Origin of the sequence: Bradyrhizobium sp. HKCCYLRH3061, from assembly GCF_051168015.1 — a bacterium.
Taxonomy (GTDB): Bacteria; Pseudomonadota; Alphaproteobacteria; order Rhizobiales; family Xanthobacteraceae; genus Bradyrhizobium.
This window is the reverse complement of the sequence record NZ_JBNPUE010000009.1, coordinates 1-24,450: the sequence shown is the minus strand read 5'-3', so window position 1 is coordinate 24,450 and position 24,450 is coordinate 1. Positions and strand designations below refer to the sequence as shown.

Annotated in this window: 26 protein-coding genes; 12 read left to right on the top strand and 14 right to left on the bottom strand. The window is 64.8% G+C overall.

The features are described 5' to 3' along the window. Window positions 1-25: 25 nt before the first annotated feature. From coaA to hisB, 7 genes are all read right to left on the bottom strand, one after another. Window positions 26-982 carry a type I pantothenate kinase gene (coaA, locus tag ACQR2C_RS16185; RefSeq protein ID WP_315800864.1) on the bottom strand — a complete coding sequence of 319 codons (957 nt, stop codon included), beginning with the start codon at window positions 980-982 and terminating at the stop codon, window positions 26-28. Between the two features lie 32 nt (window positions 983-1,014). Continuing rightward, a complete protein-coding gene (locus ACQR2C_RS16180) occupies window positions 1,015-1,338 on the bottom strand; it encodes a phosphoribosyl-ATP diphosphatase (RefSeq protein ID WP_316183042.1) in 324 nt (107 codons plus the stop codon). Window positions 1,339-1,415: 77 nt separating this feature from the next. Beyond that, window positions 1,416-2,192: an imidazole glycerol phosphate synthase subunit HisF gene (gene hisF, locus ACQR2C_RS16175; RefSeq protein ID WP_316183041.1), complete on the bottom strand. Its 777-nt coding sequence runs from the start codon at window positions 2,190-2,192 to the stop codon at window positions 1,416-1,418. Between the two features lie 11 nt (window positions 2,193-2,203). Further along, window positions 2,204-2,938, bottom strand: a complete 735-nt coding sequence (hisA, locus tag ACQR2C_RS16170; protein WP_316238602.1) for a 1-(5-phosphoribosyl)-5-[(5-phosphoribosylamino)methylideneamino]imidazole-4-carboxamide isomerase — start codon at window positions 2,936-2,938, stop codon at window positions 2,204-2,206. 59 nt (window positions 2,939-2,997) lie between these two features. Further along, window positions 2,998-3,648 (bottom strand): imidazole glycerol phosphate synthase subunit HisH, encoded by a 651-nt coding sequence (gene hisH / locus ACQR2C_RS16165; protein ID WP_434881603.1) that lies wholly within the window; start codon window positions 3,646-3,648, stop codon window positions 2,998-3,000. Continuing rightward, window positions 3,645-4,169, bottom strand: a complete 525-nt coding sequence (locus tag ACQR2C_RS16160) for a DUF2628 domain-containing protein (protein ID WP_316183039.1) — start codon at window positions 4,167-4,169, stop codon at window positions 3,645-3,647. Before ACQR2C_RS16160 ends, hisH begins: the two co-directional genes overlap by 4 nt. 27 nt (window positions 4,170-4,196) lie before the next feature. Continuing rightward, window positions 4,197-4,790, bottom strand: coding sequence for an imidazoleglycerol-phosphate dehydratase HisB (gene hisB, locus ACQR2C_RS16155; RefSeq protein WP_316183038.1), 594 nt, complete (start codon window positions 4,788-4,790; stop codon window positions 4,197-4,199). Window positions 4,791-4,985: 195 nt separating this feature from the next. Here hisB and hslV point away from each other — a divergent pair, with 195 nt between their 5' ends. From hslV to ACQR2C_RS16135, 4 genes are all read left to right on the top strand, one after another. Next, the gene (gene hslV, locus ACQR2C_RS16150; RefSeq protein WP_315750519.1) at window positions 4,986-5,546 is read left to right on the top strand and encodes an ATP-dependent protease subunit HslV; all 561 of its coding nucleotides are present in this window, start codon (window positions 4,986-4,988) and stop codon (window positions 5,544-5,546) included. A 3-nt stretch (window positions 5,547-5,549) separates the two neighbouring features. Then, a complete protein-coding gene (locus tag ACQR2C_RS16145; protein ID WP_434874698.1) occupies window positions 5,550-6,149 on the top strand; it encodes a DUF2585 domain-containing protein in 600 nt (199 codons plus the stop codon). A 50-nt stretch (window positions 6,150-6,199) separates the two neighbouring features. Further along, complete coding sequence (gene hslU, locus ACQR2C_RS16140) at window positions 6,200-7,504, top strand: ATP-dependent protease ATPase subunit HslU (RefSeq protein ID WP_315800872.1); 1,305 nt, start codon at window positions 6,200-6,202, stop codon at window positions 7,502-7,504. Between the two features lie 234 nt (window positions 7,505-7,738). Beyond that, a complete protein-coding gene (locus tag ACQR2C_RS16135) occupies window positions 7,739-8,860 on the top strand; it encodes a hypothetical protein (protein WP_434881602.1) in 1,122 nt (373 codons plus the stop codon). A 3-nt stretch (window positions 8,861-8,863) separates the two neighbouring features. On the opposite strand, the gene ACQR2C_RS16130 is transcribed toward ACQR2C_RS16135, so the two are convergent. From ACQR2C_RS16130 to ACQR2C_RS16120, 3 genes are all read right to left on the bottom strand, one after another. Then, on the bottom strand, window positions 8,864-9,439 hold the full coding sequence (locus ACQR2C_RS16130) for a Smr/MutS family protein (RefSeq protein ID WP_316183034.1): 576 nt from the start codon (window positions 9,437-9,439) through the stop codon (window positions 8,864-8,866). A gap of 12 nt (window positions 9,440-9,451) precedes the next feature. After that, complete coding sequence (gene mltA / locus ACQR2C_RS16125) at window positions 9,452-11,074, bottom strand: murein transglycosylase A (RefSeq protein ID WP_434881601.1); 1,623 nt, start codon at window positions 11,072-11,074, stop codon at window positions 9,452-9,454. 167 nt (window positions 11,075-11,241) lie between these two features. Further along, entirely contained in the window at window positions 11,242-11,943 is a 702-nt protein-coding gene (locus ACQR2C_RS16120; protein ID WP_315716796.1) for a Tim44/TimA family putative adaptor protein, read from the bottom strand. Window positions 11,944-12,327: 384 nt separating this feature from the next. Here ACQR2C_RS16120 and secB point away from each other — a divergent pair, with 384 nt between their 5' ends. Beyond that, window positions 12,328-12,816 carry a protein-export chaperone SecB gene (gene secB / locus ACQR2C_RS16115; RefSeq protein WP_315800877.1) on the top strand — a complete coding sequence of 163 codons (489 nt, stop codon included), beginning with the start codon at window positions 12,328-12,330 and terminating at the stop codon, window positions 12,814-12,816. A gap of 60 nt (window positions 12,817-12,876) precedes the next feature. Here secB and dnaQ read toward each other — a convergent pair whose 3' ends face one another. From dnaQ to ACQR2C_RS16095, 4 genes are read right to left on the bottom strand one after another with little or no spacing between them, the layout of a single operon-like run. Next, a complete protein-coding gene (dnaQ, locus tag ACQR2C_RS16110) occupies window positions 12,877-13,575 on the bottom strand; it encodes a DNA polymerase III subunit epsilon (RefSeq protein WP_315800878.1) in 699 nt (232 codons plus the stop codon). A gap of 56 nt (window positions 13,576-13,631) precedes the next feature. Next, window positions 13,632-14,231 (bottom strand): dephospho-CoA kinase, encoded by a 600-nt coding sequence (gene coaE / locus ACQR2C_RS16105; RefSeq protein ID WP_316183032.1) that lies wholly within the window; start codon window positions 14,229-14,231, stop codon window positions 13,632-13,634. Between the two features lie 37 nt (window positions 14,232-14,268). After that, the gene (locus ACQR2C_RS16100) at window positions 14,269-14,877 is read right to left on the bottom strand and encodes a Maf family protein (protein ID WP_434881600.1); all 609 of its coding nucleotides are present in this window, start codon (window positions 14,875-14,877) and stop codon (window positions 14,269-14,271) included. 11 nt (window positions 14,878-14,888) lie between these two features. Continuing rightward, window positions 14,889-15,728, bottom strand: a complete 840-nt coding sequence (locus ACQR2C_RS16095; protein ID WP_315740416.1) for a pyruvate, water dikinase regulatory protein — start codon at window positions 15,726-15,728, stop codon at window positions 14,889-14,891. A gap of 415 nt (window positions 15,729-16,143) precedes the next feature. On the opposite strand from ACQR2C_RS16095, the gene hemJ reads away from it, so the two are divergent. The 7 genes from hemJ (at window position 16,144) to ACQR2C_RS16060 (ending at window position 24,284) form a co-directional block, all read left to right on the top strand. After that, window positions 16,144-16,566 (top strand): protoporphyrinogen oxidase HemJ, encoded by a 423-nt coding sequence (hemJ, locus tag ACQR2C_RS16090; protein WP_434881599.1) that lies wholly within the window; start codon window positions 16,144-16,146, stop codon window positions 16,564-16,566. 242 nt (window positions 16,567-16,808) lie between these two features. Beyond that, the gene (gene rho, locus ACQR2C_RS16085) at window positions 16,809-18,074 is read left to right on the top strand and encodes a transcription termination factor Rho (protein WP_315740414.1); all 1,266 of its coding nucleotides are present in this window, start codon (window positions 16,809-16,811) and stop codon (window positions 18,072-18,074) included. A 162-nt stretch (window positions 18,075-18,236) separates the two neighbouring features. Continuing rightward, window positions 18,237-19,574, top strand: coding sequence for a tRNA uridine-5-carboxymethylaminomethyl(34) synthesis GTPase MnmE (mnmE, locus tag ACQR2C_RS16080; RefSeq protein WP_434881689.1), 1,338 nt, complete (start codon window positions 18,237-18,239; stop codon window positions 19,572-19,574). A gap of 226 nt (window positions 19,575-19,800) precedes the next feature. Continuing rightward, window positions 19,801-21,678, top strand: coding sequence for a tRNA uridine-5-carboxymethylaminomethyl(34) synthesis enzyme MnmG (mnmG, locus tag ACQR2C_RS16075; RefSeq protein ID WP_434881598.1), 1,878 nt, complete (start codon window positions 19,801-19,803; stop codon window positions 21,676-21,678). Between the two features lie 12 nt (window positions 21,679-21,690). Beyond that, window positions 21,691-22,350, top strand: a complete 660-nt coding sequence (gene rsmG / locus ACQR2C_RS16070) for a 16S rRNA (guanine(527)-N(7))-methyltransferase RsmG (protein ID WP_316215423.1) — start codon at window positions 21,691-21,693, stop codon at window positions 22,348-22,350. A gap of 34 nt (window positions 22,351-22,384) precedes the next feature. Beyond that, entirely contained in the window at window positions 22,385-23,236 is an 852-nt protein-coding gene (locus ACQR2C_RS16065) for a ParA family protein (protein WP_315800885.1), read from the top strand. A gap of 151 nt (window positions 23,237-23,387) precedes the next feature. After that, window positions 23,388-24,284, top strand: coding sequence for a ParB/RepB/Spo0J family partition protein (locus ACQR2C_RS16060; protein ID WP_315800886.1), 897 nt, complete (start codon window positions 23,388-23,390; stop codon window positions 24,282-24,284). The last annotated feature ends 166 nt before the right edge of the window (window positions 24,285-24,450 follow it).

The following is a 24,450-nucleotide window of genomic DNA, read 5'->3' as shown; positions in this document are numbered from 1 at the left end:
CCGGCGCCGCGCCCGCCGGCCCCGTTTACAGCCGCCTCAGCGCCACCGTCTCGATCTCGTGATCCGCGCCCTTCTTCAGGATCAGGGTCGCGCGCGGCCGTGTCGGGAGGATATTGTCCTCGAGATTGGCCAGGTTGGTGCGCTCCCAGATCGCGATCGCGGTGGCGATGGCCTCCTCGTCCGACAGCAGCGCGTAGCGGTTGAAGTAGGACCTGGGATCATGGAACGCCGTGTCGCGCAGCGACAGGAAGCGCTTGACGTACCATTTGCGCAGGATCGCCTCGTCGGCATCGATATAGACCGAGAAGTCGAAGAAGTCGGAGACGACCGGCACGGCCTTGCCGTCGCGCGGCAGCGGACCGGTCTGCAGCACGTTGACGCCTTCGACGATGAGGATGTCCGGCTGGTCGATCTCGGTCCACTGATTGGGGACGATGTCGTAGCTCAGATGGGAATACACCGGCGCGCGCACCGGATGGCGGCCGGCCTTGATGTCGGACAGAAAGCCGAGCAGCCGCGGCAGGTCATAGCTTTCCGGAAAGCCCTTCTTCTGCATCAGGCCCTGCCGCTCCAGCACCGCGTTCGGATACAGGAAGCCGTCGGTGGTGATGAGATCGACCTTGGGCCGCGGCGACCAGCGGGTCAGCAACGCCTGCAGCACGCGCGCAGTGGTCGACTTGCCGACCGCCACCGAGCCGGCGACGCCGATGATGTAGGGCATCTTGCGGTCGCGGATGCCGAGGAACTGACGCTGCGCGTAGTACAGCCGCTGCGCCGCGTCGACATACATCGACAGCAGTCGCGATAGCGGGAGGTAGATGTCCTCGACCTCCTGAAGGTCGAGACGATCGTGCATCGACCGCAGCTTGGAGAACTCGCCGGGCTCCAAGGTCATCGGCGTGTCGTTGCGCAACTCGGCCCATTGTTCGCGGGTGAAGACGCGGTACGGATTATATTGTTGTTCGGTGGTGCGCATATCCATGACGCTGCCCTTCGTTTCCCCGCCGTCGCGCCCTACTCCGTCTTGCGCGACGCCTTTTCTTCCAGTCCCGATTGACCGGTGCGCTTGCCGAGCGCCGCCTCGACCTCCTCGAGCCGGACGTCACGCGACTTCAACAACACCAACAGATGAAACAGCAGATCGGCGCTTTCGGAGATCAGATGCTCGCGGTCGGTGCCAACAGCGGCAATGACGGTCTCGACCGCCTCCTCGCCCATCTTCTTGGCGCATTGCGGCGGCCCCTTGTCGAGCAGCTTGCGCGTATAGGACGCCTCGCCGCCCGCCGCGGCGCGCGCGTCGATGATGGCAGCGAGATCGTGAAGCGTGAAGCGGGACATCAGCCGGTACTCGGAACGCCTGCCCGACCACGGCGGCCGGACCAGCGTTCATCTAACATTTTTGCGACGCAATGTCGTCAGGGATCGAGCCGCATCGGCAGGCCCTGGCGCACCATGTGCTCCTTGGCCTGCCGGATGGTAAATTCCCCGAAATGGAAGATCGACGCGGCCAGCACCGCGGTCGCGCGGCCCTCGCGGATGCCGTCCACCAGATGATCGAGGTTGCCGACACCGCCGGAGGCGATCACCGGCACCGGGACGCTGTCGGCGACCGCCCGGGTCAGCGGCAGGTCGAAGCCCTGGCGGGTGCCGTCGCGGTCCATCGAGGTCAGCAGGATCTCCCCTGCCCCCAGCGATACCACCTCCTGGGCATATTCCAGCGCATCGATGCCGGTCGATTTGCGGCCGCCATGGGTGAAGATCTCCCAGCGGCTTCCGCCGCCAGGCCGCGACACGGACTTGGCGTCGATCGCGACCACGATGCACTGCTCGCCGAACTTCTCGGCCGCCTCCTTGACGAATTCGCGCCTGCTCACCGCGGCCGAATTGATCGAGACCTTGTCGGCGCCGGAACGCAGCAGGGTCTTGATGTCGTCGATGGTGCGCACGCCGCCGCCGACCGTGACCGGCATGAAGCAGGCCTCCGCCGTGCGCCGGACGACGTCCAGCATGATGCCGCGGTTCTCATGGGTGGCGGTGATGTCGAGGAAGCAGAGCTCGTCGGCGCCGGCGGCGTCATAGGCGATCGCCGCCTCCACCGGATCGCCGGCGTCGCGCAGATTGACGAAGTTGACGCCCTTGACGACCCGTCCGTCCTTGACGTCGAGACAGGGAATGACACGGACCTTGAACATCCTGTTTCCTCCTACGCACGCGCCGCGCGGATCAGCGCCAGGGCTTCCGCGGGATCGAGGCGGCCGTCATAGAGCGCGCGGCCAGCGATGGCGCCTTCGAGCTTTTTCGCCCGTGGTGTCAGCATCGCCTTGACGTCCTCGATCGAGGCCAGGCCGCCGGAGGCAATCACGGGGATCGAGATGGCGTCACCGAGCGCGATCGTGGCCTCGAGATTGAGGCCCTTGAGCAGGCCGTCGCGCGCGATGTCGGTGAAGATGATCGCGGCGACGCCGGCGTCCTCGAAACGCCTGGCGATGTCGAGCGCCGTGACCTCGGAGGTCTCGGCCCAGCCTTCGACGGCGACCTTGCCGTCGCGGGCATCGAGTCCGACGGCGACGCGGCCGGGGAAGGCCTTGGCTGCGGTCTTCACCAGCTCGGGATCGCGCACCGCCGCGGTGCCGATGATGACACGGGTGATGCCTTTGCTGAGCCAGGCCTCCACCGTCTTGAGATCGCGGATGCCGCCGCCGAGCTGCACCGGCATGTTGACGACTTTCAACATCGCTTCCACGGCGTGCGCATTCATCGGCTTGCCGGCGAAGGCGCCGTCGAGATCGACGACGTGGAGATAGTCGAAACCCTGGTCGGCGAAGCTCTTGGCTTGCGCAGCGGGATCGAGATTGAACACGGTGGCGCGCGCCATGTCACCCTGCTCCAGGCGCACGCATTGGCCGTTCTTCAGATCGATGGCAGGAAACAAAATCATCTGAGCTGTCTTTCAGGCAAGCGCCCTGCCCGCCTCCTGGACGGACAGGCGCGCTGCGCTCACGGCTTCCACTTCAGGAAGTTGGAAATGAGGGCGAGACCGAAACGCTGGCTCTTCTCGGGATGGAATTGCGTGCCGATCGCGGTGTCCTTGCCGACGATCGCGGTGACCGGACCGCCGTAGTCCGCGCGCGCCAGCACGTCGTTCTCGTTGACGGCATTCAAGTGATAGGAGTGCACGAAGTAGGCGTGCAGGCCCTTCGGCCCGAGCGGCAGCCGCTCCAGCACCGGATGCTCTTGCAGCACATCGAGCGTGTTCCATCCCATATGCGGGATCTTCAGGCTCTCGTCGCGAGGCGTGATCTTCTCGACGTCGCCGGAGATCCAGTCGAAGCCGTCGGTGGTGACGTGCTCCTTGCCGCGCGTCGCCATCAGCTGCATGCCGACGCAGATGCCGAAGAACGGCCGCGCCTTGTGGCGCACGGCCTCGGTCATCGCCTCCAGCATGCCATCGACGGAGTCGAGTCCGCGGCGGCAGTCGGCGAAGGCGCCGACGCCGGGCAGCACGATGCGGTCGGCGCGATACACCGTGTCCGGATCGCGCGTCACCACGACCTTCTGCGGATCCTCCATGCCGCGCGCGGCGCGCTCGAACGCCTTGGCGGCGGAATGCAGATTGCCGGAGCCGTAATCGATGATCGCGACACTCATCGTCCACCTCCGGGTTCTGGGAACAAGCCAATGATGCTGGCATGCGGCAGCGGCGGCGGGTGCTGCCCATTGCCATTGTCACGCGAGGGCGGCGGTGCGCCGCGATCGACGGTGTAGTTGCTGTAGCCGAGATCGCTGCGCCGGGCGGCCCAGCGCTCGAAGAAGCGGCGCTCGGCGGCATCGAGATCGTCGGCCACGACGAGGTCGAGCTGGCGCCAATTGCCGCGCGAATAGCTCCAGCGCTTCAGGCTCGAGGCTTCGAGCCCGAGCAGGATCGCAAGCAACAGATCGATTCCGGCAATCGCGGCGCCGCTGACGCCGACGCGTACCAGGACGACGTCGAGCGCGATCATCAGCAGGGCCCAGACCAGCATCGCAAGCCAGAGGCGATGCCAGGCCAGCCAGACGGCGCCGAGCACGGCGGCCCAGAAATGGAAGCCGTCGCGGATGAAGACGAAGCGATCGGTCGAGCGCAGATCGGCTCCGGCGGCGAGGGGAGCGTGAACCGTATAAACGGGCATGTCGAAATTCCCTTGGGAGGAGGGAGGTCAGCCGCCGAGCTGACCCTTGGTGGATGGCACTTCGCCCTTGTTGCGCGGGTCGATCGCGAGCGCGGTTCGCAGCGCCCGGGCCAGACCCTTAAAGCAGGATTCGGCGATATGATGGGCGTTCTCGCCGTACAGCGTCTCGACATGCAAGGTGATGCCGGCGTTCATGGCAAAGGCGTTGAACCACTCGCGCACCAGCTCGGTGTCGAACTCGCCGATCTTGTCGCGCGCGAAGGTCGTGCGGAACACCAGCATCGGCCGGCCGGACACGTCGATCACGACGCGCGTCAGCGTCTCGTCCATCGGCATGTGGATCGAGGCGTAGCGGGTGATGCCGGCCATGTCGCCGAGCGCCTGACGCACGGCCTGGCCGAGGGCAATGCCGACATCCTCGGTGGTGTGGTGGAAATCGATATGCAGGTCGCCGACCGCCTTGACGGTCATGTCGATGCGGGAATGCCGGGCAAGCAGATCCAGCATGTGATCGAAGAAGCCGATCCCGGTCGCGATATCAACCACGCCGGTGCCGTCGAGGTTCACGGACACCTCGATCTCGGTCTCTTTGGTCTTGCGCTTGATGGTCGCGCTACGCATGGGGTCAGCTTTCCCTTGAAAACGCGGCCCTTTTATCAGGCGGATGACACCTTAGCTACTGCGGGATGACGCCCCGGACGCCTGATCTCGGGCCATGGTGAGCGGATTTCAAGGCCTGACAGGGCAGGGCAGGGGCCCGGTAATTGTATCCCGACGCCTCAGCCCCTAAATCAGGGCATCAACCAGGGATCCCCAATGCACGCATCTTCGAACGAGCCCACCGTCTGGCACGGCACCACGATCCTGACCGTCCGCAAGGGGGGCAGGGTGGTGATCGGCGGCGACGGCCAGGTCTCGATCGGCCAGACCGTGATCAAGTCCAACGCCCGCAAGGTGCGCAAGCTCGGCAAGGGCGACGTCATCGGCGGCTTCGCCGGCGCCACGGCCGACGCGTTCACCCTGTTCGAGCGGCTGGAGAGCAAGCTGGAGCAATATCCGGGGCAGCTGACCCGGGCCGCGGTCGAGCTCGCCAAGGACTGGCGCACCGACCGCTACCTGCGGCGGCTGGAGGCGATGATGATCGTGGCCGACAAGGAGGTCTCGCTGGTGCTGACCGGGACGGGCGACGTCCTGGAACCGGAGGCCGGCGTGATGGCGATCGGCTCCGGCGGCAACTATGCGCTGGCGGCCGCGCGGGCGCTGATCGACACCGACAAGGACGCCGAGAGCATCGTGCGCCGCTCGCTCGACATCGCCGCCGACATCTGCGTCTACACCAACCGCAACATCACCATCGAAGCGCTGTCGGCCGAGTAGACGATGACCGCGGACGAGATCGGCGCCCCGTCCCGGCCTTGGTCCGGACCCTGGCTCATCCTGGCGCTCGGTCTGCTGGCGCTGCAGGCCGCACTGTTGTTCGCGATGGGCCGGCTGCCGATCTGCGCCTGCGGCACCGTCAAGCTGTGGCACGGCGTGGTGCAGAGCTCGGAGAACTCCCAGCATCTCACCGACTGGTACACGTTCTCCCATGTCATTCACGGCTTCCTGTTCTATGCGCTGACCGCGCTGGTTCTGCCGTTTCTGCCGTGGCAGGGGCGGCTGATCATCGCGATGCTGATCGAGGGCGCCTGGGAGCTGGTCGAGAACTCCAGCTTCATCATCGAGCGCTATCGCGCCGCCACGATCTCGCTGGACTATTTCGGCGACAGCATCGTGAACTCCGTCGGCGACACCTTGGCGATGATGACCGGCTTCCTGCTGGCGCGGGTGCTGCCGGTCTGGCTGACCGTCGTGATCGCAATCGCGTTCGAGATCGGGGTCGGCCTGCACATCCGTGACAACCTGACCCTGAACATCCTGATGCTGATCTATCCAACCGAGGCGATCCGGCAGTGGCAGGCCGGGCCGCCGCTCCTGTGACGACGGAAATCCGGCTTGCCCTCATCCCCGTCCGACCCTAGCTAGAGCCCATGACCGACTTTTCCCCCCGCGAAATCGTCTCCGAACTCGACCGCTACATCGTCGGCCAGGCCGACGCCAAGCGCGCCGTCTCCATCGCCCTGCGCAACCGCTGGCGCCGGCTGCAGCTCGATGCCGGCCTGCGCGAGGAGGTGCTGCCGAAGAACATCCTGATGATCGGCCCGACCGGCGTCGGCAAGACCGAGATCGCGCGGCGGCTGGCCAAGCTCGCGGGCGCGCCGTTCCTCAAGGTCGAGGCGACCAAGTTCACCGAGGTCGGCTATGTCGGCCGCGACGTCGAGCAGATCATCCGCGACCTCGTCGAGGTCGCGATCGTCCAGGTGCGCGAGCGCAAGCGCAAGGATGTCGCCGCCCGCGCCCAGCTCGCCGCCGAGGAGCGCGTGCTGGATGCGCTGGTTGGCGCCAATGCGAGTGCTGCGACGCGTGACTCGTTCCGCCGCAAGCTGCGCGCCGGCGAGCTGAACGACAAGGAAATCGAAATCGAGACGCAGTCCTCGGGCGGCGGCATGCCGATGTTCGAAATCCCCGGCATGCCGGGCGCGCAGATGGGTGCGATCTCGATCGGCGACATCTTCGGCAAGCTCGGCGGCCGAACCAAGACGCGGCGCGTGACGGTCGAGGCCTCGCACGACATCCTGATCGCGGAGGAATCCGACAAGCTGCTCGACAGCGACCAGCTGGTGCAGGAGGCGATCGGCGTGGTCGAGAACAACGGCATCGTGTTCCTCGACGAGATCGACAAGATCTGCGTGCGCGAGAACCGCGCCGGCGGCGACGTCTCGCGCGAGGGCGTGCAGCGTGACCTGCTGCCGCTGATCGAGGGCACGACGGTCTCGACCAAGCATGGCGCGGTCAAGACCGATCACGTCCTGTTCATTGCCTCGGGCGCGTTCCACATCGCCAAGCCCTCGGACCTCTTGCCGGAGCTGCAGGGACGATTGCCGATCCGGGTCGAGCTGCAGGCGCTGACGCGCGACGACATGCGCCGCATCCTGACCGAGCCGGAGGCATCGCTGATCAAGCAATATGTCGCGCTGATGCAGACCGAGGGCGTGACGCTCGACATCACCGACGATGCGATCGACGCGCTCGCCGACATCGCGGTTGCGGTGAATTCGACGGTCGAGAACATCGGCGCGCGCCGGCTGCAGACGGTGATGGAACGCGTGCTGGACGAGATCTCCTTCAACGCCTCCGACCGCGGCGGCGAGACGATGCGTGTCGACGCCGCCTATGTGCAGCAACACATCGGCGACCTCGCCAAGAACACGGATCTCAGCCGGTTCATTTTGTAAGAGGCGTCGCCCTTCAGCCTCTGCGCTCTTTCGCACAGGCGTAGCGTCACCCTCCGCTGTCGTCCCCGCGAAGGCGGGGACCCATAACCACCGAAGCTGATTGTCACTCAAGATGGCGGCTCCAGCCCTGCCTCATCACGTACAGCGGTGGTTACGGGTCCCGGCTCAAGGCCGGGACGACAGCGGTGGGTGTGGCGGCGAGCTTGCCTCCATCTCTCACCGCTCGGACATCGCATGACGGCCGCCTACAGCCGGCACTGGCGCACGATGCTCGCCGTCAACGCCGCGGTCATGCTCGGCGTGTTCCTGCACAAGCTCACGCTGCCGCCCTACATTCCCTACATCCACCTGCTTGTCGACTATCACCACGGCTTCATCAAGCGCGCGCTGATCGGGGCCATCGTCGGGTTGTTCACGACGAAGGTGCCGGTGTGGCTGGTGTTCGCGTTGGCAGGCCTCGTCTGGCTGATCACGTTCGGATTGTTCGTCCAGCTATTCCGCCGAACATTCGGATTGAACAGCGCACAGCTCCCGCTGTTCGTCTTCACCGCTGGCTCGCCGTTCGTGTTCAAGAACTTCCTGTTCACGCTCGGGCACTTCGACGTCTATGGCTGTCTTAGTGCCATCATCCTGATGCTGGTGCCGGCGGGCTCGCTCGGCTACGTCCTGCTCGCTGCGCTGACCTCGGCGGTGCTGGTGCTGATCCATCACATCCATCTGCTGATGTACGTGCCCACCATCGCCGCCATCGTCGTGCTGCGCTACTACCTGCCGCGAATCGTCTCAGCGCTCGACATCGCCGTCGGCGTAGCCGCGCTGATCGGCCTCGGCGCGCTGTTCCTGACGGCGCAGTTCCTCGGCACGATGCCGCTGCCGGAAGCGGACTTCACAGCATATCTGCAGACCCGCATGGCCGATCCGACACGCACCGAGCTCTTGCAGTTCGCTTACGTGTGGTACCAGCCACTGACGAAGGAGGTGCAGGACACCTGGGCAAGACTGCCGTCGAACCTGCTCGGCTTGCCCGTCTATGCGCTGCTGCTCTGGCTTCACGCGCCGCTCTGGCGCACTTTCAGGGACCTGATTGGCGCGCTGGAAGAGCAGCGCCATCGCCAGATCGTCATCGCCGCGCTGGTTGTCATCACTCTCGCTTACCTCGTGATGTTCGCGATGGTGTTCGACTATTCGCGCTGGATCTCGAGCTGGGTGGTCTGCATGGTGCTGATGCTGCACGCGGTGAAGACGCTGCCCACCACAAAGCCTGTGGCCCTCATCGACGCCGGCGACCGCACGACCACGATCCTGGGCTGGATCGTCACCGCCATCCCGCGCGTCGGCATCATCCGGCCGTTCTGAGGCTCAGCCCCGGGCGCGCCTTATCCGGACATAGAGCGCGCCGGCACCGCCATGTCCCACGTGAGCCTCCTCGAAGCCGACAATCAGCGAGCGGAATTCCGGCAGGCTCAGCCAATGCGGCACCTGGCGCCGGAGCACGCCGCGTTCGGGATCCGCACCGATCGTACCCTTGCCGGTGATGACGAGCACGAAGGTGAGACCGTCATGCTGGGCGCGATGCAGGAAATGGTGCAGCGCCTGGTGCGCCCGGCTCTGGGTCATGCCGTGCAGATCGAGCCGCGCATCGATCTCGCTGCGGCCGCGCGACAGTTTCGAGCGCTCCTTGCGGCCGAGCGAGACCAGCGGCGGGATGGCCGGCCGGGCCGGCTTCGGCACGACCACCGGCGCGACCGGCCGCGGCGTCATCATCGGCTTGTCCGGCTGCGGCTCGGCCGTCACCATCGGCGGATGCGGCCGCACCGGACGCGGTGTCTTGCGCAGCGGCTTGACCTGGCGCGCCACCGTCTCCCACAGCGTACGCTCGTCCTCGGAGAGGCCACGCTTGCGACGGCCGCGGGGCGGCTCGGGATCTTCAGACATGGAGACGGCTTGTCATCGGCGGTTGCGGTGGCGCCTGCCATAACGCAATCGGCGGATATTGCGATCACTTTCGATACGGGGGCGAGCCTCGGGCAGGGGCACGGGCTGTGGTGCCACGACGTTCTGCGCCACCGTGGTCGCCGGGCTTGCGCTCGCGGCGGGAGCAGAGGCTTTCGCATCGTTGACCGGAGAGGCGGCGGCTTTGTTGGCCTGGTTGGCCTGCCCCTGATCCTTGACCTGATCCTTGGCTGCCTCCTTCGGCAGCACCTGCGGAAACAGTTTTGCGATCTTCTCCGACGGCCGTGCATCCGGCAGCGGCATCTTGCGGCCACGCGCAACCGGATCGAGGCTCTTCGGCACCAGCATCACGAACTGGATGCTGTGCTTGAGACGGCCGGAAACCTTGCCGGCGTCCTGGCCGGCGCCGAAATAGAGATCGGCGCGCGCAGGTCCGACGATCGCCGAGCCCGTATCCTGCGCGATCATCAGCCGGTGGAACGCCGTCTTCGACTTCTCGGATTCGATCGGCAGCTCGCCGGTGATGAAGAACGGCGTGCCATAGACGTGCAGCGACTTGTCGACCGCGATCGAGCGGCCCGGGGTCAGCGGAATGCCCTGCGCGCCGACCGCCTCGTCCTTCTCCGACAGCTGCACCTCGCGGAAGAAGATGTAGGAGCGGTTCATCCGCCGCAGCTCGTTGGCACCTTCCGGATTCTGCTCCATCCAGTCGCGGATGCGCTGCATCGACATCTGCTCGCGTGGAATGATGCCGCGCTCGATCAGGATGCGGCCGACCGGTGTGTAGGGAAGGCCATTATAGGCATCGTAGTTGATGCGAATGGTCGAGCCGTCGTCGAGACTGATGCGCGCCGATCCCTGGATCTGGGCAAACAGCAGGTCGGTCTGGTTCCTGAGCCATGCGATCTCCAGGCCGCGCCCCTCGATGGCACCGTCCTCGATCTCGGCGCGGTCGTAGTAGGGGACCAGCTTGCGCCGTCCGATCTTGCGATAGACGGGGCCCTTGTTGGGCAGACTCGTCGCATCCTGCTTGAAACCACGGACAAACAAATTGGAGGGCCGGCGATAGACTGGAACGTTGTAGACCTCATTCTGGGTCCGCGAGCCCTCGATGACGGGCTCGTAGTAGCCGGTGACGAAACCATCGGCATCACCGAGCTTGGAGATCCTCAGCGGCTCGAAGTGCCGTTCGAAAAAAGCCCTTGCCGCAGCATTGTCGGCGAGATCGGTGGCCCGAGCGTCGCGACAGGGGTCGCGCAGGGAATCACCCAGCGCCTTGCCATCCACCCTGCCATCCGGCGCTGCATCCGTCTTCGCGGCGATCGGCTTGCAGCTGGCGCGGAACGTCCGATAGGCCGCGAGCTGGTCGTCGTCGTTCCAGCCGGGCACGTCGGTCCAACCCATCGGCAGGTACTGGCTGTTGCTGATCTCGAGCGGCCAGTCGAGCTGCGGGTAGGGCAGGTGGCGCACCGGCGGCGTCGCCGCCCGATGGCGCGCGCGAACCGCCTCGGCTGCATAGGGGGCGAGCGCCACGGCAGCGACGCTCAGGGCGAGCGCCGGCGTCCAGTAGGTCAGGCGGCGGGCGGTAAAACCCCGCTTCCAAATTTCGCGAACCATGCTTGCACCATCAAAGTACCACTCAACGCGAAATTCAGAGAAAACGGGATGCTGAAAAGATCCGTGTCAAAAATCGAGGATGCGCCTCTTCACGCGCCTCACGCAGCCGGTCGACAACGGGAGCAGGCGATCTCCCAATGTAACGCCAGCGGCGGCAGCCTATTCCATCAATGGCTGCCGGTTCCGACCAGCTTCCAGTTCGGATCGCGCGAGCCGGTGTCGCGGGCGAAAGTCCAGATGTCGGTGATGTCGGCGACCTTGTCCGGATTGCCGTCGACGATGTTGCCGCCCTTGTCGCGTGTCACCGAGATCATCTGCGAGACGAAGCGCACCGTGACCTGCGCGGTGCGGTCGCGCAGCTCGGCGCCGACCAGTTCGGCGGTATCGATGGAGACGAAGCGGGTTTCGGTCTTCTGCTCCTGCTTCTCACGCTCCTTGATGACGGCGTCGAAACTCTCATAGACCTCGGACGACAACAGATCGCGCAACGCGCGGCGATCGCCATTGGCAAACGCCAGCACGATCATCTCGTAGGCGCTGCGCGCGCCGGTCAGGAAATGGCGCGGATCGAACGAGGAGTCGTCGGCGACGATCGCATCGAGGCCACGGGCGAGCGGCGTGCCCGGCTCGGCCAGACCACGCCAGCGATCACCCGGCGCCGGCATCTCGCCGCCGGGGACCGCAGCCGAGGGGTCGATGGGCTTGTTGGGAACCGGCATGACGTGGTTGTCCGGCGCGCCTTGGACCGCGTTTCGGGCGGCATGATCGAACGGCGTCCGCTCGCTCCCGGTGCGCTGCCCGAGCACGGCGCGCAGGCGGATGAAGATGAAGACCGCCAGCGCCAGGAAGATGATGGTATAAATGTCCACGTCGTGTTCGCTTTCTGACTTGTCGAGCCGAACGCGGAGCCCGGCCACCGGGCACCCGTTCTACAGGATCCAGGTTAAGACCCGGGAATCCCTGGTCGACCCGGATGTAGTCATCGAATTGGGCCCGGCCAATGGCGCATTGTGGCGCGCCGATCCTAACCCTTTTCCCCCTCAAGGGGAAATCCGATCGGCCCCGGATTGGAACAGGGGAGGCCCGTCTCCGGTTCCCTCCGACGGCCGATGCGACAAATAGAGGCATACTGGCCGGATCGAGCGGTTGCTTCGGCCCTTGACGGCGTCGGTGGCTCGTCCTTGTGGAACAAGCCGGCCCTATGGTAGCCACGCGCCGCAACGACCCGCCCTTTTTGCCTGGAGAACACTGCGATGACCAACGGTAACGGCGCCACTCCCGACGCGGCTCCTCCTCCTCAACTGAACGTGCTGGCGCAATACATCAAGGATCTCTCGTTCGAGAATCCGAACGCTCCGCAGTCCCTGGCGCCGCAGGGCCAGCCGCCGCAGATCAACATCCAGATCAATGTCGGCGCCAATGCGCTGAATGACACCGAGTACGAGGTGACGCTGACAATCGAGGGCAAGGCCGAGAGCGGCAGCCAGGTGATGTTCAGCTTCGAGCTGGTCTATGGCGGCGTGTTCCGGCTGGTCAACATCCCGCGCGAGAACCTGTCGCCGATGCTGCTGATCGAATGCCCGCGCCTGCTGTTCCCGTTCGCCCGCGAGATCGTCGCCAACTCGGTGCGCGACGGCGGCTTCCCGCCCCTGATGCTGGACCCGGTCGATTTCGTCGGCCTGTACCGCCAGAACATGGAGCGCCAGGCCGCGGCCCAGGGCGGCCAAGTGCTGTCGAGCTGATCGTTTCGCTCTTTAAAAATTTGATGTTTGCAGGGCGTGATCCGCCGCCGATCGGGCGGATCACGTGCCGGCGAGAAACTCCATCCAGATCGGCTTGTCGCCGAGGGTAGCGATGAAGGCGCGATGTGCCTCTCGCTCCGCCTCCGTGACCCGCGGCGACAGCGGCTGCTCTCGCTGACGGCGCGGCGTCTCGCCGGCGGACCCGATGCGGATCTCCTGGCTGTCCTGGGTCAGGATCAGCTGCGACTGCCGCGCCCCGACCAGATCGACATAAACCTCCGCCAGCAGCTCGGCGTCGAGCAACGCGCCGTGCTTGGTCCGGCGTGAGTTGTCGATCGCATAGCGCGAGCAGAGGTCGTCGAGGCGGTTCGACACGCCAGGATGCTTGCGACGTGCGAGCAGCAGCGTATCGACCAGACGATCCCTGGGAATGGCCGCGCGCTTGACCCGGTCGAGCTCGGCATTGATGAAGCCGATATCGAACGAGGCGTTGTGGATCACCAGCGGGGCATCGCCGATGAACTCCAGGAACTCCTCGACGACCTCGTGAAACAGCGGCTTGTCGGCCAGGAACTCGCTCGACAGGCCGTGAACCGCGAACGCTTCCGCCGGCATGTCGCGTTCGGGATTGATGTAGCGATGGTAGACTTGGCCGGTGGGCATGCGGTTGATGATTTCGACACAGCCGATCTCGACGAGGCGGTCGCCGCGCAGGGCGTCGAGGCCGGTGGTTTCGGTGTCGAGAACGATCTCACGCATCTGATTTGATCCGTCTGACTTGATCCGTCGAAATTCCGCGCGGCCGGATTTGCGAATCAGCCCCGGCGCTGCGGCATTCTAACGACCTCCGCCAGGATGTCGCGGATGCGTGCCCGCACCGGATCGAGCCCGTGCGAGGTATCCACGACGAAATCGGCGCGCTTGCGCTTCTCGGCATCCGGCATCTGCCGTGCGAGCAGCGCATCGAGCGCTTCGTCCGTCATCGTGCCGCGCGCCAGGATGCGCTGACGCTGGATCTCGGGCGAGGTCGACACCACCACCACGGCATCGACGCGCTTGTCGCCGCCGGTCTCGAACAGCAAGGGGACATCAACAACGGCAACGGGCACGCCGGACTGCTCGGCGTCATCGAGAAACTTCTGATGATAGGAGCGCAGCATCGGGTGCACGATCGCTTCGAGCCGGCGGATTGCGGCGGGATCGCCGACGACCTTGGCCGAGAGCCTGGCCCGATCCACCTTGCCGTCCACCGTTGTCCCGGGAAATTCGGCTTCGATCGCCGGCGCGGCTTCGGCTTCATAGACCTTATGAACGGTCGCGTCGGCGTCGTAGACCGGGACGCCGGCTTCGGCGAACAGCTTTGCGGTCGTCGACTTGCCCATGCCCATCGAGCCGGTCAGACCCAGCACTCTCATCCGCGGTCACTCCCCTTGCACGCGGCTGCGGTCGGCATCAGATCCCGAGCAGCTTCGCTTCGCGAAAATAGGCGAGCAGCGGCAACAACGGCAGGCCGAGGATGGTGAAGTGATCGCCGTCGATCCGGTCGAACAGGTGCACCCCGAGCCCCTCCAATTGATAGGCGCCGACGCTGGATGTGACGGCGTCGCCGGCGGCATCGAGATAGGCGGCGATCTCGGCCTCAGAGAGGGCTCGCATCGTCATCCAGGCGACGGCGACGTGCGAGAACAGCACCTCGCCGTTGCGGACCACCGCGATGGCCGAGTGCAGCGCATGGGTGCGGCCGCCCAGCGCCGACAATTGCTGCATGGCATGCTGGCGGCCGGCCGGCTTGTTGAACATACGCTCACCCAATGCGAGCGTTTGATCCGCGCCGACCACATAGGAATTGGGCCTGCTTGCCGAGACCGCAGCGGCCTTCGCATTGGCAAGGTGTAACGCAATCTCGTAGGGCGCGACCAGGCCGGCTTCGGCCTGGACCGCGCGCTCGTCGATATCGGCCGGAAGCGCCTCGCACGCGAGTCCTGCGTTCGCGAGCAGCATCCGCCGCGCGCGGCTCTGCGATGCCAGAATGAGAGGCTCGTCACTGCACCAGATAGACATTGATCCGCTCACTAGTCCGGAAGCCGCTGCCGCTGCCGGTCGGTATAAAGTTTCAGGATCGCGGCGGCCGTCTCCTCGATCGAGCGCCGCGTCACGTCGAGCATGACCCAGTTGAACTTCGCACTGAGCTTGCGCGCATAGGCGACCTCGTCCGTCACCGACTGCTTGTCGACATAGTTCTCATTGCCGGATTCCGCACCCATGCTGAGCAGGCGATTCTGCCGCACCTGGATCAGCCGCTCCGGGGTCGCATGCAGGCTGACGACCAGCGGCTTCTTCAATGTCTCGAGCTGGTGCGGGATCGGAATGCCCGGGACCAGCGGCACGTTGGCTGTGCGCACGCCGCGGTTGGCGAGATAGATCGAGGTCGGAGTCTTCGAGGTCCGGCTGACGCCCACCAGCACCACCTCGGCGTCTTCGAGGCCGTCGACCATCTGCCCGTCATCGTGGAGCATCGTGTAGTTCAGCGCATCGATGCGGGCGAAATATTCGGCATTGAGCACGTGCTGCGCACCGACGCGGCCGGCGGTCGACGCGCCGAGATAGGCCTCGAACAGCTGCATCACCGGACCGATGATCGACAGGCTCGGAATGTTGATCTGCTGGCACTTACCTTCGAGCCGGCTGACCAGGTCCTTCTCGAGGAGGGTGAACAGCACGATGCCCGGCGCTTCCTCGATCTCGTCGAGCACGCGGTCGAGCTGCTTCTGGCTCCGCACCAGCGGGTACACGTGCTCGACCGGGGTCACATTGGTGTATTGCGCGGCGACTGCTCGCGCGACCGTGATCAGGGTTTCGCCCGTCGAGTCGGAAACAAGATGCAGGTGAAAGTAGTTGCCGGTGGTGGGCATCAAATCCTTAACGATCTGTGAATCCCTGTGAAGGATGGGACCAAAAAGCAGCCGCCGACGGCGCCCTTTGGATAACCCCGATTCTTCTGCACATGGTCGCCGTCCCGGGACAACGCCAAGCCGCAGGCCGATGATATCGGGACGACGCTCGTTTGTCTCTGGATAAGCTGTCGAAGGATTTCGGCAAGCGTTTGAATCGCATTGAACTCTGGGGCGATCCGGTGGGCGCAGCGCGCATGTTGAGGGATGTGAACAAGCTGCGGGCAGACTGCGGATGACATTGCATGAGTCCAATCCACCGCTACCTAGACTCAAACCTTAAGATTCTAAAATTATTTGGTTTGGAGGGGACTGAGCGAGCGGATATGTCTCGGCACGCAAGCTGATCGCTGGCTGAGAGGATCGCGCGTTTCCGATGTATGAGTGGATCAAGGCCCTGCACGTCATCGCCGTCATCGCCTGGATGGCCGGCATGCTCTATCTGCCACGGTTGTTCGTCTATCATTGCGACGCCGAGATCGGATCGAAGCAGTCCGAGACGTTCAAGGTCATGGAACGGCGCCTGCTCAAGGCGATCATCAATCCCGCCATCACCGTGACTTGGCTGGCCGGGCTTTATCTGGTCTGGGCCGGACACTGGTATACCAGCGGTTGGTTCCACGCCAAATTCCTGCTGGTGCTGATCATGTCCGGCGTCCACGGCCTGTTTACCCGCTGGGTCAGGGAATTCGGCGCCGACAAGAACACGCGCAGCCAGAAATTCTACCGCTATATCAACGAGGTACCGACGGTGTTGATGATGGGCATCGTGATTCTCGTGATCGTCAAGCCGTTCTGACCGTCTCCCAGGGAATACCGCTCCGCCGCAGACGCCTTGCGGACAACGGCGCGATTTTCTATATTGTCGATATCCCACCCCACGCAGGCGGATGTGGTTGCGTTCCGGCTTGACCGGCCGCCGCATCAGGTCTGGTGCCTCATTGGCGCCAACCTTGCTCAGACCTGCGGACCTCATTTTCGTCCGCCTTCCCACAGCCACCTCGCATCCCCCTCCCAAGTCGCTTCCACAGGACCACCCCAATGCGGGAAATCAAACTACAGGACCTTAAGTCAAAGACGCCGGCCGAGCTCGTCTCCTTCGCGGAGGAAAACGGGGTCGAGAACGCCAGCACGATGCGCAAGCAGGAGCTGATGTTCGCCATCCTCAAGCAGCTCGCCATCCAGGAGATCGACATCATCGGCGAGGGCGTCGTCGAGGTTCTGTCCGACGGCTTCGGCTTCCTCCGCTCGCCCGACGCCAACTACCTGCCCGGCCCCGATGACATCTATGTCTCGCCGTCGCAGATCCGCCGCTTCGGCTTGCGCACCGGTGATACGATCGAGGGCCACATCCGCAGCCCGAAGGAGGGCGAGCGCTATTTCGCGCTCCTCAAGGTCAACACGCTGAACTTCGAAGATCCCGAGAAGTCCAAGCACAAGGTCAATTTCGACAACCTCACGCCGCTGTTTCCGGACGAGCGCTTCCGGCTCGAGCTCGAGGATCCGACCCGCAAGGATCTGTCGCCGCGTGTCATCGATATCGTCGCGCCGATCGGCAAGGGCCAGCGCGCGCTGATCGTCGCGCCGCCGCGCACCGGCAAGACCGTGCTGATGCAGAACATCGCGCACTCGATCACGGCCAATCATCCCGAGTGCTACTTGATCGTGCTGCTGATCGACGAGCGCCCCGAGGAAGTCACGGACATGCAGCGCTCGGTGAAGGGCGAGGTCGTCTCCTCGACCTTCGACGAGCCGGCGGCCCGTCACGTCCAGGTCGCGGAGATGGTGATCGAGAAGGCCAAGCGCCTGGTCGAACACGGCCGCGACGTCGTCATCCTCCTGGACTCGATCACCCGCCTCGGCCGCGCCTACAACACTGTCGTGCCGTCATCCGGCAAGGTGCTGACCGGCGGTGTCGATGCCAACGCGCTGCAGCGGCCGAAACGCTTCTTCGGCGCCGCGCGCAACATCGAGGAAGGCGGCTCGCTGACGATCATCGCGACCGCGCTGGTCGATACCGGCAGCCGCATGGACGAGGTCATCTTCGAAGAGTTCAAGGGCACGGGCAACTCCGAGCTCATCCTCGACCGCAAGGTCGCGGACAAGCGGACCTTCCCGGCGATCGACATCGCCCGGTCCGGCACCCGCAAGGAAGAGCTCATCACCGAGCCGCAGAACCTCAAGAAGATGTACGTCCTCCGCCGCATTCTCAATCCGATGGGTACCATGGACGCAATCGACTTCCTGCTCGACAAGCTCCGCAGCACCAAGAGCAATGCCGAGTTCTTCGAATCCATGAACACCTGATTGGACCACGGTCTCGATCTGGAAAGGGCGCTCTTCGGAGCGCCCTTTTTGTTTGCGGGACTGGATCAGGCGCGGGCGCCACCGCTCGTCGGCGGCATCCGGCGTAAAGCATGCCGCTGCAAACCGATTGTGTTTCGCTGCCGGCAAGCCCAACTGAGGACGATGCATCCTCACGATCAGACCATCTTTGCATTGTCCTCGGGACGGCTGCCGAGCGCGATTGCGATTGTCAGACTCTCTGGCTCACATGCGGGATCTGCCCTTCGGCTGCTGGCGGGAAGATTACCGGAGCCGAGGACTGCAACACGCGCCTTGTTGCGCGATAGCAGCGGCGAAGCGATCGACGATGCGGTGGTGCTGTGGTTTCCCGGACCCGCAAGCGCCACCGGAGAGGATGTCGCCGAGTTGCACGTCCATGGCAGCCGGGCCGTCATCGCGGCGGTGTTCTCGCTCCTCTCGACGATGCCGCAGATGCGCCCTGCGGAGCCGGGCGAGTTCACGCGGCGCGCGTTCGAGAATGGCAAGATCGATCTGACCGAAGCCGAGGGGCTCGACGATCTCATTCACGCCGACACCGATCGCCAGCGGCGCCAGGCGTTGCGGCAGTTGAAGGGCCTGCTCGGCGATAAGGCGCGGAGCTGGCGTGAGCAGATCATCGAAGCTGCGGCGCTGATCGAAGCCGGGATCGACTTTGCCGATGAAGGTGACGTTCCGGCTGAGCTGATGGCGCCGGCGCTGTCCCGGATCGAACAGCTTCTGGCGGAGATCGAGGCCGTTCTGACGGCGCAGGGCCGGGCGGAGCGGCTGCGTGATGGCCTGACGGTCGTGATCGCCGGACCTCCGAACGCCGGCAAGTCGACATTGATGAACCAACTGGCCCGGCGTGAAGTGGCGATCGTCTCGCCCCATGCCGGCACGACGCGCGACGTCATCGAGGTTCAGCTCGATCTCCAGGGCTATCCCGTCACGGTGATCGATACTGCGGGGATCCGGGAGACGGACGATCCCGTGGAGCAGGAGGGCGTGCGGCGGGCCCGCGATCGGGCGGCGCAGGCCGATCTCGTGCTGTGGCTGTCCGAGGATGATCAGGCGGAGGCAGAGCGTCGAACCGGGGTGCCTGTCTGGCTGGTCCGCAACAAGATCGACCTGCCGACCCCCCAGGAGAGAGCTGCGGCGTCGGTGCAAAGCGCGGATCGGGTTTTTGCGATCTCGGCGAGAACCGGAGCAGGCTTGTCCGAACTGCTGGAGGCCCTGATCGGCTTCGCTGGTGACTTCTTTGGATCGACCGAGAGTGGCCTGATCACGCGAGAACGGCAACGAACCCTGCTCGAGGAGACCGCGGCCGCACTTCGCCAGAGCATTGCGGCCGTAGATCTCGGGGAGGAGCTCGCCGCGGAGGAGCTGCGGATCGCTGCCCTCGCGCTCGGGCGCCTCTTGGGGCGGGTTGACATCGAGGATGTGCTGGACGTGATCTTTCGCGAGTTCTGTATCGGCAAGTAGCGACGGCAACGGTCGGCGCGACAGATATACTTAATGGAGCGTTGCTTGGTTAATGGACCCTCAACTGTTTCACGTGAAACAGGGACGGAACTCTTGCGACGTTTCACGTGAAACAAGTTCCGATCTCAGGGGGCTGTTTCACGTGAAACGTCCTCGCCTTTGTCGTGGCGAATGTTTCACGTGAAACGTCTTCCGAGCGTTGTCTGCAAGCGTTAGATAAGCCCCCATGTTCCAGCATCTGACATCCTACGACGTCATCGTCATCGGTGGCGGCCACGCCGGCTGCGAAGCTGCGGCGGGCGCGGCGCGCATGGGCGTTCGGACCGCACTGATCACCCATCAGTTCGCGACGATCGGGGCCATGTCCTGCAATCCGGCCATCGGAGGATTGGGGAAAGGTCATCTGGTTCGCGAAGTCGATGCTCTCGACGGCTTGATGGGCCGCGTCGCCGATGCCGGCGGCATCCAGTTTCGGGTTCTGAACCGCCGGAAGGGACCCGCCGTTCGCGGTCCGCGCGCCCAGGCCGATCGCAAGCTTTATGCCGCAGCAATGCAGTCGGCGATCCGGGAGACCGCGAACCTCTCTGTGATCGAAGGCGAGGCGGACGAACTGATCGTCACGGACGGCCGGGTCACGGGCGTGCGGTTGGCCGACGGCCGGACCTTTGTCTGTGGTGCTGTGGTCATCACGACCGGCACGTTTCTCCGTGGTCTGATTCACCTCGGTGAGCGGACCTGGCCGGCGGGCCGGGTCGGCGAAGCCCCGGCGCTGGGACTCTCCCAGTCCCTCGAAGCCATCGGATTTCGTCTCGGCCGGCTCAAGACCGGGACCCCGCCGCGTCTGGATGGATCGACGATCGACTGGACAGCAGTCGAGATGCAGCCCGGCGACGATCCGCCGGAGCCGTTCTCCGTCCTGACCGGTAAGATCACCACCCCGCAGATCCAATGCGGCATCACCCGGACGACGACCGCGACCCATGAGGTGATCCGCGCCAATGTCCATCGCTCGCCGATGTACTCCGGGCAGATCAAGTCGACCGGGCCGCGCTATTGTCCCTCGGTCGAGGACAAGATCGTTCGCTTCGGTGATCGCGACGGCCACCAGATCTTCCTGGAGCCGGAAGGACTCGACGACACGACGGTCTACCCGAACGGCATCTCGACCTCGCTGCCGGAGGAGGTTCAGCTCGCGCTACTGCCGACCATCCCGGGTCTCGAGCGGGTCCGGATGATCCGGCCCGGCTATGCGATCGAGTATGACCACGTCGATCCGCGTGAGCTCGAGCCGACCCTGCAGACCAGGCGGATGAAGGGTCTATTCCTGGCCGGCCAGATCAACGGCACGACCGGCTATGAGGAGGCCGCGGCTCAAGGTCTGGTCGCCGGCCTCAATGCGGCGCTGGCCGCAGGCGGCGGCGCGCCGGTCGTGTTTGATCGCGCTGACGGTTATCTCGGGGTGATGATCGATGACCTGGTCACGCGAGGGATCACCGAGCCGTATCGGATGTTCACCTCGCGCGCCGAGTATCGGCTGACGTTGCGGGCGGACAATGCGGACCAGCGGCTGACCGACAAGGGCATCGCACTCGGCTGTGTCGGCAATGAGCGTGCGTGTTTCCATCGAAGCAAGATGGATGCGTTGGAGGCTGCCCGTTCGCTGGCGAGGTCGCTGACGATCACGCCCAACGAGGCGGCTAAGCATGGCCTCACGCTCAACAAGGATGGCCAGCGCCGCTCGGCCTTCGAGCTGATGGCCTATCCGGAGATCGGCTTCTCCGAGGTGAGGGTGATCTGGCCGGAGCTCGGCGCGATCGATGCCGCCATCGCCGCGCATCTCGAGATCGATGCCAAATATGATGTCTATGTCCGCCGCCAGAGCGACGACGTCGATGCCTTCCGGCGCGACGAGGGATTGGTGCTCGGCGACATCGACTATGCGCTCGTTCCGGGTCTTTCCAATGAGGCGCGGGCGAAGCTGGCGGCTGCCAGGCCCTGGACGATCGGGCAGGCGGGCCGGATCGACGGCATGACGCCGGCGGCGCTCGGAATTCTCGCGGCCTATCTTCGCCGCGAAGCGCGTCGCAGCAAGGCCGCGAGCTGAAGGGCGTTTCACGTGAAACAGGCAGTGGCGTCCAAGGTGATCGAATCCGACAAGGCGGCTGCGCTCGCCTTGACGCCCGTTTCACGTGAAACGGAGCAGCGCCTCGATCGCTATGTCTCCCTGCTGCTGGAGTGGCAGGCCAAGACGAATCTCGTCGCGCCCTCGACCTTGCCGCATCTCTGGACCCGGCACATTTCGGATTCGCTGCAGCTTCTCGATCTCGCGCCCGACGCCCGGATCTGGGTCGATCTCGGCAGCGGCGGCGGGTTCCCGGGCGTCGTCCTCGCCTGCGCGCTGGCCGAGCGGCCCGGCGCCCAGGTCCATCTGGTTGAGCGCATCGCCAAGAAGGCGGCGTTCCTGCGCGAAGCAATTCGCGTCACCGGCGCTCCGGGGATCGTGCATTTGTCAGAGATCGGGGATATCGTGGAGAAGTGGAGTGGGCGAGTCGATTGCGTGACCGCACGCGCGCTGGCTCCGCTACACCAACTCATCGGCTTTGCGGAGCCCCTGGTGAAAAAAGGCGCGAAAGCGCTGTTTCTCAAGGGTCAAGATGTAGAAGCGGAATTGACCGAATCTACTAAGTATTGGAAAATTGAGCCGAAACTTCATTCCAGCCGGACGGGCGGGCAGGGCTGGATCGTCGCAATCGATTGCATCGAGCGACAGAGCTGAATTCCGTCAAGACGACAACCAATGGCGATCGCGCATGGCCGTAATTGATCAGATTTATCAAGAAGATAGGGCTCCTCACCCGGAGGGGCATCCGCGCATCCTGGCGCTCGCCAACCAGAAGGGCGGGGTTGGCAAGACCACGACCGCGATCAATCTCGGCACGGCGCTGGCCGCGATCGGCGAGCGCGTGCTGATCGTCGACCTCGATCCGCAGGGCAATGCCTCGACCGGGCTCGGCATCGACCGTGGCAGCCGCAACTGCTCGACCTATGACGTGCTGATCGGCGAGGCCTCGCTGCGCGACGCCGTCGTTGCGACGGCCGTGCCACGGCTGCACATCGCCTCCTCGACGATGGACCTGTCGGGTCTGGAGCTCGAGCTCGGCTCCAGCGCCAACCGCGCCTTCCGTCTGCGCGACGCGATCGCCGGTCTCAACAACAACGTCTCGCCGGAGAACGACTACACCTACGTGCTGGTCGATTGCCCGCCGTCGCTGAACCTGCTGACGGTCAATGCGATGGCGGCGTCGGATGCGATCCTGGTGCCGCTGCAGTGCGAGTTCTTCGCGCTCGAAGGTCTGTCGCAATTGCTGCAGACCGTGGAGCAGGTGCGCTCGACCCTGAACCCGAACCTGTCGATCCACGGCATCGTGCTGACGATGTTCGATTCGCGCAACAACCTGTCGAACCAGGTGGTGGCCGACGTCCGTCAGTTCATGGGATCGAAGGTCTACAACACGATGATCCCGCGCAACGTGCGCATCTCGGAAGCACCGTCCTACGGCAAGCCGGTGCTGGTCTACGATTTGAAGTGCGTCGGCAGCGAGGCCTATCTGAAGCTCGCCACCGAAGTCATTCAGCGCGAGCGTGACCTGCGCACGAACTGACCTTGCCTCTGCTCCGGGCACCTCATCGCCCGGATCTCATTTGAGGACGGCAGCGGATCCGGTCCGGATCCGCTTCCTCGTTCATTGTGCCGGCGGGACTGATCGGCAGCAGACGCAAGCGGAGCGTGACGTGAATCCAAAGGAGAAGGCGATGGCCGACGAGTCGCGATCGCGATTGGGCCGGGGTCTTGCAAGTCTGATCGGTGACGTCGGCCGCGAGGCCGGCGCGCCGCCGGAGCGGCCGCGCAATCAGCGCAAGGTGCCGATCGAGTTTCTCAAGCCCAATCCGCGCAACCCGCGCAAGACGTTTTCCGATGGCGAGCTCGCCGAGCTCTCGGCCTCGATCAAGCAGCACGGCGTGATCCAGCCGATCGTGGTGCGTCCGGTGAAGGGCCAGCACGACCGCTACGAGATCATCGCCGGCGAGCGACGCTGGCGCGCCTCGCAGGCCGCCGGCCTTCACGAGGTGCCGATCGTTCCGGTCGATGTCAGCGACAGCGATGCGCTGGAGCTCGCGATCATCGAGAACGTGCAGCGTGAGGATCTCAACCCGATGGAGGAGGCGCAGGGCTATCACGCGCTCGCCAACGAGTTCAAACGCAACCAGGAAGACATCGCCAAGATCGTCGGCAAGAGCCGCAGCCACGTCGCCAACATGATGCGGCTGACCAAGCTGCCGGCCGAGGTGCAGGGCTTCATCGCGACCGGGCAGATCTCGGCCGGCCATGCGCGCGCGCTGATCAACCTGCCGGATCCGATGTCGGCGGCGAAGAAGATCATCGCGGAAGGATTGAACGTCCGGCAGACCGAGGCGCTCGCGCATGAAGAGGGCGTGCCGGAGCGCAAGCCGCAGAAGCCGCGCAGCGCTGGAGGCAGCGCGACGGCGGAGAAGAAGGACGCCGACACCATCGCGCTGGAGAAGCGGGTCGGGGACGCGCTCGGTCTTTCGGTGTCGATCAGCCACCGCGACCCCGGCGGCACGGTGCAAATCACCTACCGCAGCCTCGAGCAGCTCGACGAGGTGATGCGCCGGCTGGAGCAGGGTTAGGTGTGAGTTGGCGGCGCCGCTCGCGTCGCCGTAGCCGCGCCTGGGCCTGTGTCGCCTCCTGTTAGTTTGTTGCTCCGCTCTCACCTCTCGTCATGGCCGGGCTTGACCCACGGCTGTCCGGTTCAGACAGACTGGACATGGTGCATGGCGTGGATTCTTCTGCGGT

What these genes read in the sequence shown, in the direction of transcription:
- hisB (WP_316183038.1), bottom strand. Translation starts at nt 4,790, where the DNA reads ATGCGTAGCGCGACCATCAAGCGCAAGACCAAAGAGACCGAGATCGAG.
- ACQR2C_RS16145 (WP_434874698.1), top strand. Translation starts at nt 5,550, where the DNA reads ATGACCGCGGACGAGATCGGCGCCCCGTCCCGGCCTTGGTCCGGACCC.
- hisA (WP_316238602.1), bottom strand. Translation starts at nt 2,938, where the DNA reads ATGATTTTGTTTCCTGCCATCGATCTGAAGAACGGCCAATGCGTGCGC.
- ACQR2C_RS16100 (WP_434881600.1), bottom strand. Translation starts at nt 14,877, where the DNA reads ATGTCTATCTGGTGCAGTGACGAGCCTCTCATTCTGGCATCGCAGAGC.
- mnmE (WP_434881689.1), top strand. Translation starts at nt 18,237, where the DNA reads ATGCATCCTCACGATCAGACCATCTTTGCATTGTCCTCGGGACGGCTG.
- ACQR2C_RS16065 (WP_315800885.1), top strand. Translation starts at nt 22,385, where the DNA reads ATGGCCGTAATTGATCAGATTTATCAAGAAGATAGGGCTCCTCACCCG.
- hslV (WP_315750519.1), top strand. Translation starts at nt 4,986, where the DNA reads ATGCACGCATCTTCGAACGAGCCCACCGTCTGGCACGGCACCACGATC.
- rho (WP_315740414.1), top strand. Translation starts at nt 16,809, where the DNA reads ATGCGGGAAATCAAACTACAGGACCTTAAGTCAAAGACGCCGGCCGAG.
- hemJ (WP_434881599.1), top strand. Translation starts at nt 16,144, where the DNA reads ATGTATGAGTGGATCAAGGCCCTGCACGTCATCGCCGTCATCGCCTGG.
- mnmG (WP_434881598.1), top strand. Translation starts at nt 19,801, where the DNA reads ATGTTCCAGCATCTGACATCCTACGACGTCATCGTCATCGGTGGCGGC.
- ACQR2C_RS16135 (WP_434881602.1), top strand. Translation starts at nt 7,739, where the DNA reads ATGACGGCCGCCTACAGCCGGCACTGGCGCACGATGCTCGCCGTCAAC.
- ACQR2C_RS16095 (WP_315740416.1), bottom strand. Translation starts at nt 15,728, where the DNA reads ATGCCCACCACCGGCAACTACTTTCACCTGCATCTTGTTTCCGACTCG.
- hisF (WP_316183041.1), bottom strand. Translation starts at nt 2,192, where the DNA reads ATGTTCAAGGTCCGTGTCATTCCCTGTCTCGACGTCAAGGACGGACGG.
- hslU (WP_315800872.1), top strand. Translation starts at nt 6,200, where the DNA reads ATGACCGACTTTTCCCCCCGCGAAATCGTCTCCGAACTCGACCGCTAC.
- hisH (WP_434881603.1), bottom strand. Translation starts at nt 3,648, where the DNA reads ATGAGTGTCGCGATCATCGATTACGGCTCCGGCAATCTGCATTCCGCC.
- ACQR2C_RS16160 (WP_316183039.1), bottom strand. Translation starts at nt 4,169, where the DNA reads ATGCCCGTTTATACGGTTCACGCTCCCCTCGCCGCCGGAGCCGATCTG.
- ACQR2C_RS16060 (WP_315800886.1), top strand. Translation starts at nt 23,388, where the DNA reads ATGGCCGACGAGTCGCGATCGCGATTGGGCCGGGGTCTTGCAAGTCTG.
- coaA (WP_315800864.1), bottom strand. Translation starts at nt 982, where the DNA reads ATGGATATGCGCACCACCGAACAACAATATAATCCGTACCGCGTCTTC.
- dnaQ (WP_315800878.1), bottom strand. Translation starts at nt 13,575, where the DNA reads ATGCGTGAGATCGTTCTCGACACCGAAACCACCGGCCTCGACGCCCTG.
- mltA (WP_434881601.1), bottom strand. Translation starts at nt 11,074, where the DNA reads ATGGTTCGCGAAATTTGGAAGCGGGGTTTTACCGCCCGCCGCCTGACC.
- ACQR2C_RS16180 (WP_316183042.1), bottom strand. Translation starts at nt 1,338, where the DNA reads ATGTCCCGCTTCACGCTTCACGATCTCGCTGCCATCATCGACGCGCGC.
- coaE (WP_316183032.1), bottom strand. Translation starts at nt 14,231, where the DNA reads ATGAGAGTGCTGGGTCTGACCGGCTCGATGGGCATGGGCAAGTCGACG.
- ACQR2C_RS16130 (WP_316183034.1), bottom strand. Translation starts at nt 9,439, where the DNA reads ATGTCTGAAGATCCCGAGCCGCCCCGCGGCCGTCGCAAGCGTGGCCTC.
- secB (WP_315800877.1), top strand. Translation starts at nt 12,328, where the DNA reads ATGACCAACGGTAACGGCGCCACTCCCGACGCGGCTCCTCCTCCTCAA.